At 56.6% G+C, this 11,503-nt stretch carries 11 protein-coding genes; 1 reads left to right on the plus strand and 10 read right to left on the minus strand.

Annotation, left to right across the window (positions count from 1 at the left end; genetic code table 11):
• Positions 1–3: 3 nt before the first annotated feature.
• The 6 genes from F1E05_RS07320 to F1E05_RS07350 form a co-directional block, all read right to left on the minus strand.
• Positions 4–630 carry an MxaP protein gene (locus tag F1E05_RS07320; protein WP_150047672.1) on the minus strand — a complete coding sequence of 209 codons (627 nt, stop codon included), beginning with the start codon at positions 628–630 and terminating at the stop codon, positions 4–6.
• 308 nt (positions 631–938) lie between these two features.
• Positions 939–1,958: an AAA family ATPase gene (locus tag F1E05_RS07330; RefSeq protein WP_150047674.1), complete on the minus strand. Its 1,020-nt coding sequence runs from the start codon at positions 1,956–1,958 to the stop codon at positions 939–941.
• Between the two features lie 201 nt (positions 1,959–2,159).
• On the minus strand, positions 2,160–2,438 hold the full coding sequence (locus F1E05_RS07335) for a methanol dehydrogenase [cytochrome c] subunit (RefSeq protein WP_150047675.1): 279 nt from the start codon (positions 2,436–2,438) through the stop codon (positions 2,160–2,162).
• A 162-nt stretch (positions 2,439–2,600) separates the two neighbouring features.
• Positions 2,601–3,077, minus strand: a complete 477-nt coding sequence (gene moxG, locus F1E05_RS07340) for a cytochrome c(L), periplasmic (protein WP_150047676.1) — start codon at positions 3,075–3,077, stop codon at positions 2,601–2,603.
• Positions 3,078–3,090: 13 nt separating this feature from the next.
• Positions 3,091–3,936, minus strand: coding sequence for a methanol oxidation system protein MoxJ (moxJ, locus tag F1E05_RS07345; RefSeq protein ID WP_150047677.1), 846 nt, complete (start codon positions 3,934–3,936; stop codon positions 3,091–3,093).
• A 133-nt stretch (positions 3,937–4,069) separates the two neighbouring features.
• Complete coding sequence (locus F1E05_RS07350) at positions 4,070–5,878, minus strand: methanol/ethanol family PQQ-dependent dehydrogenase (RefSeq protein WP_150047678.1); 1,809 nt, start codon at positions 5,876–5,878, stop codon at positions 4,070–4,072.
• Positions 5,879–6,205: 327 nt separating this feature from the next.
• Between F1E05_RS07350 and F1E05_RS07355 the strand changes: the two genes are divergently transcribed.
• Entirely contained in the window at positions 6,206–6,862 is a 657-nt protein-coding gene (locus tag F1E05_RS07355) for a response regulator (RefSeq protein ID WP_150047679.1), read from the plus strand.
• Positions 6,863–6,978: 116 nt separating this feature from the next.
• Here F1E05_RS07355 and F1E05_RS07360 read toward each other — a convergent pair whose 3' ends face one another.
• From F1E05_RS07360 to lnt, 4 genes are all read right to left on the minus strand, one after another.
• On the minus strand, positions 6,979–7,551 hold the full coding sequence (locus F1E05_RS07360) for a hypothetical protein (RefSeq protein WP_150047680.1): 573 nt from the start codon (positions 7,549–7,551) through the stop codon (positions 6,979–6,981).
• 22 nt (positions 7,552–7,573) lie between these two features.
• Positions 7,574–8,107: an SRPBCC family protein gene (locus F1E05_RS07365; protein WP_150047681.1), complete on the minus strand. Its 534-nt coding sequence runs from the start codon at positions 8,105–8,107 to the stop codon at positions 7,574–7,576.
• A 118-nt stretch (positions 8,108–8,225) separates the two neighbouring features.
• Positions 8,226–9,719 (minus strand): hypothetical protein, encoded by a 1,494-nt coding sequence (locus tag F1E05_RS07370; protein WP_150047682.1) that lies wholly within the window; start codon positions 9,717–9,719, stop codon positions 8,226–8,228.
• Positions 9,720–9,813: 94 nt separating this feature from the next.
• On the minus strand, positions 9,814–11,325 hold the full coding sequence (gene lnt, locus F1E05_RS07375; protein WP_232056810.1) for an apolipoprotein N-acyltransferase: 1,512 nt from the start codon (positions 11,323–11,325) through the stop codon (positions 9,814–9,816).
• Positions 11,326–11,503 lie beyond the last annotated feature (178 nt).

Genomic DNA, 11,503 nt, shown 5'->3' on the forward strand with positions numbered 1-11,503 from the left:
ATCTTATTGATTCAAAATCAAATACAACGCAACGCCGGCGCCGCACAGATAACCCGGGGCCAAGTATTTGATCGGCAAGTCCATAACCAACTTAACCAGACCCGAACAACTGTTGTCCTGCCGGTGGTAGATCGATTCGCCTAACAGCCACAACAGCGAATTGGCGCAGGCGAGGGCCAAGATGGCCGGTACGCCCACGTCGCTGAACAAGAACGACTTTTCCGCCAGCAGCGTCGAGCGTTCGCTGGTGTGCAGGAAATTGGCGAGCAAAATTCCTATCATCAAACCGCCCTCGTCGAAGGCGACCAAAAAAAACGTATAGCACAGGCGGCGTAGCGGATCGGACAGCAAAGTTGCTTGCGGCCAATGGCGGGCGAGATACAGCAGCGGCAGAATGATGCCGAACAGCAATAGGCCGATCACCGCCAGCAAGATCCAGAAGTGGTAACCCACGGCGTCGTTGACCGCGCTGGTGTAATAGGCCGCGTAGGCCACGTCGGCCTGACTGTCCAAGCTTTGTGCGACCAAAGTGCCGATCAGGCCTACGCCGGCCCAGGTAAGGTAGGTTTCGGCGTAGTGGTTTAGGCCGGATTTCGGGATGATTTGTTTGGTTAGTTCTTTGAGGTTCATAGGTTTTTATTATGTGTCGCTATCGCGACGGTTTTTAATGCCGGTTCGCGCACCGGCGGGCGCGATACTTTTCTTTGCTCCGCCGAAGAACAGTATCCAAAAGCAAGGCGGCCCCGATGCCGCTTTCTTTGGGTACTTTCTTTTGGGCAAGCAAAAGAAAGTACCTCGTGTCGGGCCGAGACCCGACTGCAAAACCAAGCCGTCGCGCAGCAACACCAAATCGCAAGCCAACAATCCATAAAAGCCTTCTCCCGGAAACGCCTATCGGTTTATTCCGGGCTACACAATCTAACAATCCGTCAGCGTTATCATGGTGCGGCAATATTCCCCAAAATCCCCTTCACTAACTCCGGCATCAACTCCTCCTTCCTATACCCGTAAACCGGATTTAAAAATATCCTATGCCCCATCGTCACTTGAAAAACCGCCTGCATGTCTTCCGGCAACAGCATATCGCGGCCTTGTAACCAGGCGCGCACTTTGGCGGCGCGCAGGAAATAGCTCATACCGCGCGGGCTGGCGCCTGCTTGGATGAATTGATTCATCTCGACGTCGCTCAAGCGGATGCCGAAATCGCCGGGCCGGCTGCAGGCCTTCCACAAATCCAGCGCATAACGGTGCAGGGTGGGGCTGCTTTTGACGGCTTGTTGAATCGCGGCGCCGATGTCGTTCAATTGGTAATAAGGCACGCCGGTGGATTCGACGCCGGCAACCAAGGCGTCGACGTCGTGGAATTGGGGATCGAAGATCAAGGCGTCCATTACCGCGTCTTCACAAGGCGCGTCTATGCCGATCTCCATCATGAAGCGGTCGCGGGCGGCGGCCGGCAGCTCGAAAGTTTCCTCGCGCTCGACGCGGTTGCGGTCGGCGAATACTTGCACGTGCGGCATGCGGTATTCGCGATTGAAGGCACCGACGCTGCGTTCGGCCATCACCCTTAGCAGCAGGGAATGCACTTGCGGGCGGGCCCGGTTGATTTCGTTGAAGAAAAATATCGCCAGCTGTTCGCCTTGTTTCAACAGTGGGCCGGGATCGACGCAAGGCCGGCCTTCGCCGTTCAGGTAGGTGTAGTAAATCAGGTCGGCCGGCATCAGATCGATGGTGCCTTCGATGCGTTGATAGTATCCGCCCAAGCCTTGGGCGACGGCGCGCAACAACGTGGTTTTACCGACCCCGACCTGACCTTCCAGCATCACGTGGCCGCGGGCGAACACGGCGATGATCAGCTGGCGTACCGGCGCTTGTTGGCCGATCACGGTGCGGTTGAGTTGTTGTTCCAGGCGCAATGCTTGGTCGCGCCATTGTTGTAGTTCGGTGTCCGTGCTCATGGCTGTCGCTGGACTGATGGCTGTTTGCCGGAAAAAGACTCCGGGCGGAGCCCGGAGAGTGAGTTTCAATCTTAAGTTTCGGGGGCGAAACCGCCCCGGCGTCCGCGCCGGGGACTTGCGGCTGCGACTTTTAAATTCAGCCGTAGCCTGGCTCGCATCCTTAGCGGGCCTGATTGGGGAAGGAACTTGGGGGGCGCCGGGTTAACCCTCGACGTCGTAAACGAATTTGCCGGTTTTGTTCAGCACGTCCGTCCGTTTGGCGTTGCGCGCTTCCATTTCCTTGATCGATTGCGATTGCTTGTTCAACTCGTTCGGATCGTGTTTAGGATCGTATTTGCTGCCGGCTACTTGCGCCGGATAACCGGGTTTAGGTTCCCAGCAATTGCCGGCTTCCTTGCATTTGGTGCCGTCGTAGGCGTTGGCGGCGCCGGATAGCCCTAAAGCCAGTAATACTGTGCCTAACATTATTAGTTTGTTCATGCTGATCTCCTGATGAATTGTTGGATATGAGTTTCCTAGCGTCCTAGTTCCCACGCGCCGCGTGGGAATTCAGGGCTTAGCCGCGCTGCGGCAAAATAGTCACCGCAACGCGGTAAAACGGTGTTCCCACGCAGCGCGTGGGAACAAGTCAAACACGCGGCGTCACTTCAACCAATCGGCCTTCTTCGGGTCGCCCTTATAGATGTGGCGGATAAAGGCCATGATGTGCAGCATGTCGTCGGTGCTGAAGTTGACGTATTGCGGACCCATCATGCCGTTGGCGCCGCCGAACAGCAGTTCGAACAAGCCTTGATCGGTGGCGTTGCGCGGATAGGTCCAGTAGTCGTCGGCCAAACCGGGCCCCAGTTTGCCTTCGGCTTCGTGGCCGTGGCAGCCTGAGCAACCGGTCATGTACAGGCTTTCGCCTTTTTTGACGGCTTCGGCGTTACCGTTGTAAGGGTTTTTGCCGGTTTGCATGAACTGCTTGAACTGCTCGGTATTGCCGCCTTTCTTGGCGAAACTCAAATCAAGGGTTTCGCCGGTCAAGGCGTGGCGCAGGGTAATGTCGGCTTGGGCAGTGGATAAAGCGGCCAACGACAAGCCCAGAACAGCGCCGGTCAAAAGGTTTTTCGATTTCATTTAAACAAAGTTCCTAAGGGTTCATGGATAGGGCGACTTCGGGTTGTTCCAGCAGCGGGATGCCTTCTTCCGCCAGCAGCTCCTCGATGTCGTCCTGATGTGTGCGGATCAAATGATTCAATTGCTCCAGTAAAGCGATTTCGCCTTTACGCACGCCGATGGCGGTACTGTATTGAAAGCCCACTTGCTGACCGTCGGCGCGGTGCGCGTCGTCCGGAATCAGGGTCATGGTAAGCGGGGTGGCCGAGGCTTTGACATAGCGCGCGGCGGCCGGGCCCCACAGAATGGCGATTTCGGCTTTGCCCGAGGCTACTTCGTTCACCAGTTTGTCGTTGTCGTACTTGACGTACTGGTTGCGTTTGGACTTGAAGCCGACCAGTTCCTGTTGGTAGTTGAACATGTCGTTGTAACGGCCGATCGCCCGCAACATGGTTTCCGCCGGGGTGCCGGGCGCAAACGCGATGCGTTTGGCGGTCTTTAGCGCCGGACTGTCCCAGTTCTGCAAATCCAAACCGTCTTGTTCGCGGCTGATGAACACGTAACCGGAGCGGTAGTACGGCGCCGTGGTCAGCAAGCGCGGATCGCCGGCGTCGACGCCCATCACCACGTCGCACAGACCTTTATCCAGATAATCTCTTATGTAATAGCGCGGATCGGTCCAGCTTACCGTTTCCAGCTTGCGGCCCAATTGTTCGGCGACATAGTGCGCCAGCTTGTTTTCGAAACCTTCGCCGGCTTGATTGGAGTAGGGCATTTCGTTTTCGGCGGTGCAGACTTTCAACACCGGTTGTTCGGCTTGGGCGGATACCAAACCCAGGCCCAAGGTCAGCGAGGTTAATAGGTGTATTGATGCTTTCATGGGTATGCTTTAGATAACTTAGGGTATGGTTCCCACGCTCTTGCGTGGGAACCCTCACGGGGACGCTCCCGCATCCCGAACCGCAGAGCGGTTCAGCGTGCATTCCCACGCGGAGCGTGAGAACGAGTCCGATCTACAGCGAGAACACCATCACGCCGCCGCCCATTTGGGTGTAATGCGCCAATTCCTTGAACGCACCCACCGCGCCCAGACCCGCGGTCGGGTCGGCCAGGTCGAATACCAGGCCAACGCCGGGCCAGCCGCCGACACCGTAATAAATCGCAACGTATTGTTTGTTGTTGTGTTTATAGGTAATCGGGTGACCGATGACGCCGGAAGGCAGTTTGAATTTCCACAGCTCTTCGCCGGTTTTGGAATGACGGGCCTTGATGTAGCCGTCCAGAGTGCCGTAGAACACCAAATCGCCGGCGGTGGCCATGGTGCCGCCCCAAACCGCGAATTTTTCCTGAACTTCCCATTCCATTTTGCCGGTCACCGCGTTCATGGCCTTGACTTGCCCCAGGGTGCCTTTAGGACCCGGATACATGTTCAAAGTCGCGCCGACGAAGAATTGGCCGGCCCGGTAAGGCAGCATGAACGGTTCCCAATCCATACAGATGTGGTTGACGCCCATGAAGAACAGCTGCTTGTTCGGGTCGTAAGACTCGATGCCCTGGTTGTGGTAACCCATCGCCGACGGGCAGATGCCGGTAGCTTGGTGGTCCATGTGAGTCGAATATTCCGGATCGCGCACCGGCAGACCGGTTTTCAGGTCGACTTTCTTGACCCAGTTGACGGTGTCGTCGATCTTGAAGGCGTTGATCAGATCGCCGTTTTCCCGGTCCAGGGTATAGACCAGACCGTTGCGGTCGGGATGAGTCAGCAGTTTGCGTTTTTTGCCGTCTACCACTTGCTCGGACAAGCCCATGTAGTTGACGCCGGCGTAGTCCCACTCGTCGTGCGGGGTTTTTTGGTAGCCGAATTTGGCTTCGCCGCTGTTGATGTCGCGGCCCCAGATGGTCATGGTCCATTTGTTGTCGCCGGGACGCATGGTTTCGTTCCACGGCGCCGGGTTGCCGGAACCGTAGTACAGCATCTCCAGATCGCTGTCGTAGGCATACCAGCCCCAGTTGGTGCCTCCGCCTATCTTCCAGGCGTCGCCTTCCCAGGTTTTCAGACCCAGACCGAACTGGCCGTAATGCGGGTTGTGGCTGTTAAAGTCTTTCGATAATTTGATGTCTTCGTCGGGACCCGTGGCATAGACCCGCCACTCTTGCTTGCCGTCCTTGATGTTGTAGGCGGTGGCGTAACCGCGCACGCCCAGCTCGGCGCCGGAGGAACCGACGATAACTTTATCCTTGGCCACGAACGGCGCCACGGTCAAGGTGGAGCCCATCGCGATGTCGGAGTTTTCCATTTTCCAGCGCAGCTCGCCGGTCTTGGCGTTTAGCGCCACGACATGGCCGTCCAACTGATTCAAAAAGATCGTGGCCGGATAATCCTTGCCGGCCGGCGCATAGGCCAGACCACGGTTGACCACGTCGCAGCAGGCGACCGCACGGGCCGCCGGATTTTGCTTGGGCTTGAACTGCCATAAAATCTTGTCCGGCTCCTCCAGGCTGATCGCGAACACGTTGTTCGGATACGGGGTATGCACGTACATGATGCCGTCGACTACCAGCGGGCCGCCTTCGTGTCCGTTCAATACGCCGGTCGAGAACGACCACGCCACCTTCAGGTTTTTGACGTTGTTGGCGTTGATGTCGATCATTTCGCTGAAATGGGTGGAGCCGTAGTCCTTGGTTTGCATGACCCAGTTGGTATTCTGCTTGGACAGTTGCTCCAGTTCTTTATTGGCCGAAGCGGGCTGTGCCACGCTCAAAATGCCGCCCGCCACCAGCGCCGCCGTTTTCCCTACGGTGCGCAAATCGAGTTGTTGCATGTTTCCTCCAGGATGTTCTTATCGTTAAGAGGCGCGGCGGCCCGGCCGATCGTTTAAAGAAATCAGCTTTGTTGATCAAACCGCATCACAGAAATAACCGGTCCGCCACGCTGGCGCACATGGTAAAGAAAGGCCGCCGCAGGCCGTTACGGAACTATCCATGGATTCTGTGGGAAAAAAGCGAATTCAGCGGCGGAAAAAATCCCGCTTCGAAAAGGGCGGATAACATTGTAAAAAGGAAAAGCTCCCATGGTTAAACGCGGCGAAACTCGGCACCATTTTTAACAAGCCGGTAACCGCCGGCCTTGTCATAGAGGAGTGTTAAGTTTGACCGGTAAAATCGACGTGTTGCTGGTGGACGACCACGCGGTGGTTCGTGCCGGTTACAAGACTTATTTGTCGCTTTCCGAGCGTATCGGTGCCATTTACGAAGCCGATCGCGGCGAGACCGCGTGCCAACTGTACTCGCGCCACCATCCCAATGTGGTGGTGATGGACTTGTCCATGCCCGGCTTGGGCGGTATGGAGAGCATACGGCGTTTGTTGAGCCGGCATAGCCAATGCAAGATATTGGTGTTCAGCATTCACGATGAATTGGTTTATGTGACCCGGGCGATTAAAGCCGGTGCCAGAGGCTACATCACCAAAAATAATGCGCCCGAGACCTTGGTTACCGCAGTGTGTTTGATTGCGGAAGGCGGTACCTTCGTGGAGCCGGCCATTGCTCAACAATTGGCGGTCAGCATGGCGGTGGACCTGGACGAATCGGCCAGGATCAAATCCTTGTCGCCGCGCGAATTCGATATTTTTTGTTTGTTGGCATCCGGCATGAGCACCCGGGAAGCCGCGGAAAGCTTATGTTTGAGTTATAAAACGGTGGGTAATCACAGTACCGCCGTCAAGGAAAAGTTGGGCGTTAAAACCTTGTCGGAATTGGTCCTGATCGCTTGCCGACACGGCATCGTTAAAAGCGGTCAGGCTTGAAGCTACAAGCGGCGGACTGTAACAAAACTGCTGCAAGCTATGTTTTTTGGGCGGGGATAAGCAAACGCCGCCGGCAATCCGGCGGCGTTTATGCGTGCCTAGCCAGGCGGTACCGTTCAATCGTTGCGATGCCGGGTGATGTATTTGCTGACCCCGGTCGCGGGTTGCGCGGCCGCCAATTTTTCCAAATATTTGCTGACGCCGGTTTGCGGCGCGGCGAGTCGCCGCAGATAGTGTTCCACTCCGGTAACCTGGTCATCGGCGGCCGCTTCCGGCAATCGAGCGGAACCGTTGCGTCGGCGGGCCGTTGCCCATAGCGCCAGACCTATGCCTGCCAAGCCGGCTATCAGCCATTCAAGCGAGAGCGGGCTGCTTGCGGATTGGTTTTGTGGTTGAACTTCGCGACTGTCGGCTTGCGTTTCGGGCGGCAGGCGCTGGGCGGCTTGCGCGGCGGCAGGAAGCGCGGCTCCTGCCTGTGGCTCGGCCGGCGTTTGAGCCGGCAAAGCGGAGACGGTTGAATTCGCGCTTTCAGGTTCGGCAGTGCTTGAATTCTCTGTTTCCGGTGGCGCGGAATATCTGACCTGAGGGTGATAGGGTTCCGGCTCGTAGCCGTCGGCGGCTAGGGCTGTCACGGCGCATAAGGTTGCCGCGCAACCGAGCGTAAAGCGAATTGGTATGATTGAGCGCATGGATTCCTCCCCTGGGGTTAGGTTATTGTTTAGATTCGACCCGGCTTTTCAAGCCGTTTAATCCCTGCTCGAAAAATTCGGTCATGGCTTGTACTGCCGCGGCATCGTTCAGGTTATCCGGCGGGGTGTTGCCGGTGTCGCCGCGATAAAAGCGGCTTTTCAACGTGACTACGCTGGTGTTGGGGGCTTCTCCCGCGGCGACTTTGAGCTCCACGCTGTGGGAGCTGGTCGGAAAAGCGGCCGGATTTTCCGTTTTCAGCCGGTAGCTGTATTCGCGTTCGGCTTCGTTGTAATAATCCAGCTCCTCGACGATACTCCCGCCGTTGGCGAACACCAAGGTGCGCTTGCCGCCGGATTGGTTGTTGCCGTCGCCTTCGCTGCTTTTGACGCCGGGGTGCCAGGAGGCTATCGCGTCGAACTGTTTGACGGTTTGCCAGACCTTGTCGGCAGACGCCGCTATGGTGACCGATTGCTTGGCTTTTTGCGGAGTAGGGCCGTGGGCGTGTGCCGAAAAACCGATGGCGATAAGGCTTAAAAACGCGAACAATGCTTGCATGATGGCTCCGTGTTGATGAGAGCCGATATTATCGGTTGCCGGGATGCGGCAGCCTTGGGAAAAGCTCCCGAGTTGGTCCGGGATATTGTCTTTTTCGCCGGCGGCGCAGACGGCCCGATTAGCCCGGGGCAGGAAATTGGCAGTTGAACCGGCTGTAGTACGGGGTAGATTCCAGGCAGGCGGTCAGGCGGATTTTGGGACCCAAGCTGAATTGAATTTCGTCGCCGACCGCGTATTTGCCGCCGTGCAAAAATACTTGCGGGTTGGGGCCTTGTTCGCCGATTAACAAGGCGTGGCTGTTTCCGGCGATAGGGTAACAGGTGCAGGTGCCCGGAATGGGTTCCAACAGCAGTTGACAGGCGTTTTGATTGTCGACTTGTTGGCGGATGATGGATAGCGTCAACGGGTGCTGTTCGCGGTATAGCAGGCCTAAATCGCCGGTGCGAAAATCCAGGTTGCGGTTTTCGGCAATGAGGTATGCGCCGGAAGTGGTTTTCATCACGTTGACTTGCCGGCCACCCTGCTGTTTTTGCAATAAGTTGGGCGGCATGGCGAAGGTGCTGCGTTGGTGTTCCAACGGTACCAGCGAATATCCGTAGCTTCGGGCGTCGTCGTTTCGCAATTGTGCACTTAAGTCCATGATGCGCAATAGCTTGTTCAATTCTTGCACGAAGTTGCAGATGTCGGCGAAACCGCCTATCAGTCTCGAAGGCAGCGGCGGGCCGGGCACGATGGCGTTAAATACTTTGCGGTGGCCGGTAAAGGCTAGCGCCAACCGGTTCAGGCTGGCCGTACTCAAGCGAGTGTGCATGGTGCCGAGTTGCAACTCCTGTCCCAGGCGTTGTACCTCTAAAAACACCGCACTGAAGGATACCGGTTTGCGCGGGTGCGGGAGCAGCATAGGCGCATAAATTTTGTCCACTTCCCAATAAAAAATCGTGTCGTTTTGCCGTTGCGGGCTGATCTGCAACAGCTCGGCCAACTGGCCGGCTAACCCGAACGCCGCTTCGGTTTCCTCGGCGCAGAGTGCTTGATGAGTAAATAAACTGAACAGCAGGTTGCGTTTCAGAACCGACTCTATCGTGCTTTGCGGTTTAAATTCCGGAATCTTGCTGGTTTGAATCTGCTTGAACACCGGGTCGGCAACGCTGTGACGATAAAGAAAGGCGGTTTTTTTCCACAAGGTCGTGGACGGCGTTTCTCGGCACAACGCATGGCAGCGCAGTGCGTGTCCTATCATTTGCAGTGCGTAATAAACCGCCTGACCGCTAGTGGCAGCGCTTAGCGATTTGCTCTCTATCAGTTGACAGAGCAATAAACTCATTTGTTTGGGCAACTGCAGGATTAACTTGGCCAATTTGAGGGCTTTGCCGTTTTGCAGCGGTTCGGCAAGGGCGGCAGCCGGCAAGTTGTGACAAAAATGCAGGGTGAGCGGACTGAGTTGCTGCAAAGTTTGCAGCAACTGCTCGGGAGCGATAGGCGCCGATTTCAATTCCTTTAAGGCATGGTGCAGTTGATGAGCGGCCTGTACTTGCGGCAGGCCGCCTAATTCGCTGAGCCAAGCGGCTATTGCATTGGCATTCACATCGGCGGGAAACATGTTGTCGGCCATCGGTTTAGCGTTTGCTTTTCAATAAGTTCAAGTCTAATGCATTATGCAGGATTCGATGTCAGCGATTGCTTACATTCGCGAACGCCTTCAATGCTTAATCGCGCCGCCGCTTGGCGGATAAACGCGCTGCGGCCGCGTATGCCGCGAGCGTCAATAGTAGCAACCCCGCAAACAAGCGCTTATCGCCCAAACGGGCATAAGGAGTCAAGCCGCCCATGGGCAAAATTTCCCCGCTGACCACTGTGGGACTGAACATCGGTGCTTGTGCGATCAGTGTGCCGTTCGGTGCTACGATGCCGGTCAAACCGGTATTGGTGGCGCGCAGCAAATAGCGGCCGTATTCCAGCGCCCGCATTTGCGCCATCTGCATGTGTTGGTGCGGTTGCTCGCTATCGCCGAACCAGGCATCGTTGGTGACGTTGAGCAAATAAGCGGCGGCTTCGATTTGGCGGCCGACCAACTCGCCGAACGTGTCTTCGTAGCAGATGGTCGCAACAAACGGAAAGCCGCCGGCCCGGAGCAAGGCTTGGTTTTCGCTGCCGGCGGCGAAATCGCCGAGCGGAATATCCATTTGTAATAGCAACCAGCCGGACAAGGGTTGTAAGGGCAGGTATTCGCCGAACGGCAATAAATGGATCTTGTGGTACAGCGCGGCGGTGTTGCCCAGGGTCAGGATGCTGTTGTAATAGCGTTTGCTGCCGTCCTGAGTCGGCAAGCCCAACACGATGTCCGTGCCGTGTTCGCGGGCGGCATTATGTAGAGGCAGCAGAAAATCGGCTTCCACTTCGTGCAAAAAGGCCGGTACCGCCGTTTCCGGCCAAACGACGACATCCGTCTTACCCCAGAGTTGTTCGGTTGCTTGCCGATATAGATTGAGTGTGCGGGTGCGTTGATCGGCTTGCCATTTTTGATCCTGGGAGACGTTGCCCTGGATTAACGCTACCCGGATCGGGCCGCCTATCGCCTGTGTCCACTCTATACCGCGCAAAGCCCAACCGCCGCTCCAGATTACGCCGAGCAGGACGATTGCGGAAATCGCCGGTAGTTCGCGGCGCGCCGCCTTTTCCAGCGAAATCGCCGAGACGCTTAGCAAAAAACCTAGACCGAACACGCCGGTTAGCGGCGCGTAGCCGGCCAAAGGGCTTTCGAGTTGGCTATAACCGGACAGCAGCCACGGAAAACCGTTGAAAGCCCAAGTTCCGCGTAAATATTCGCTCGCCGCCCAGGTCAGCGCTCCGGCCAAGATTTGAAAATAGGCCCCCGGCAGTTTGAACAGGCGGGCGCAAATGAAGGCGTTAAGCGCCGGAAACAGCGACCAGGTCGCTACGACCAAGGTCGTCAACAACACGCCTACGCCGGCGGGTGCGCCGCCGAAATCGTGGATGCTGATGTAAGACCACCAAAGCCCGCTGCCGAAATAGCCCAAACCGTATACAAATCCCAGCCAGGCGGCGCTGCCGGGCCGGAGTGTGCGGCAGCAACGGTAATACACCGCTAACGACAATAGCGGCAAATAGTAAAAATCATAGGGGGCAAAGCTAAAGGTCATCCAGGTTCCGGCCAACAGTGCCGCCAGTTCCCGTTTCCAGGTGCGTATTTTGAGCATGCGATTCGATCAGTATCGGGCTAATTCCAAGTCTTATCGGCTTCGGGTTTTGTTGCTTTCGCCGGGAACGGGGCTAATCGGGCTGGGGTATTGCGAACGCATCGTCGTCTTAGTCTATCGGACATGTTTGCGAAGTCAGCCGGCCGCTCCAACCGGGCATTATCGCCGGAATTCTCGA

Source organism: Methylomonas rhizoryzae, assembly GCF_008632455.1.
GTDB classification, from domain to species: domain Bacteria; phylum Pseudomonadota; class Gammaproteobacteria; order Methylococcales; family Methylomonadaceae; genus Methylomonas; species Methylomonas rhizoryzae.

Bases quoted from the DNA above. Each gene is read 5' to 3' on its own strand.
- F1E05_RS07330 (WP_150047674.1), bottom strand. From the start codon at position 1,958: ATGAGCACGGACACCGAACTACAACAATGGCGCGACCAAGCATTGCGC.
- F1E05_RS07360 (WP_150047680.1), bottom strand. From the start codon at position 7,551: ATGCGCTCAATCATACCAATTCGCTTTACGCTCGGTTGCGCGGCAACC.
- F1E05_RS07320 (WP_150047672.1), bottom strand. From the start codon at position 630: ATGAACCTCAAAGAACTAACCAAACAAATCATCCCGAAATCCGGCCTA.
- F1E05_RS07365 (WP_150047681.1), bottom strand. From the start codon at position 8,107: ATGCAAGCATTGTTCGCGTTTTTAAGCCTTATCGCCATCGGTTTTTCG.
- F1E05_RS07370 (WP_150047682.1), bottom strand. From the start codon at position 9,719: ATGGCCGACAACATGTTTCCCGCCGATGTGAATGCCAATGCAATAGCC.
- F1E05_RS07335 (WP_150047675.1), bottom strand. From the start codon at position 2,438: ATGAACAAACTAATAATGTTAGGCACAGTATTACTGGCTTTAGGGCTA.
- F1E05_RS07350 (WP_150047678.1), bottom strand. From the start codon at position 5,878: ATGCAACAACTCGATTTGCGCACCGTAGGGAAAACGGCGGCGCTGGTG.
- moxG (WP_150047676.1), bottom strand. From the start codon at position 3,077: ATGAAATCGAAAAACCTTTTGACCGGCGCTGTTCTGGGCTTGTCGTTG.
- moxJ (WP_150047677.1), bottom strand. From the start codon at position 3,936: ATGAAAGCATCAATACACCTATTAACCTCGCTGACCTTGGGCCTGGGT.
- lnt (WP_232056810.1), bottom strand. From the start codon at position 11,325: ATGCTCAAAATACGCACCTGGAAACGGGAACTGGCGGCACTGTTGGCC.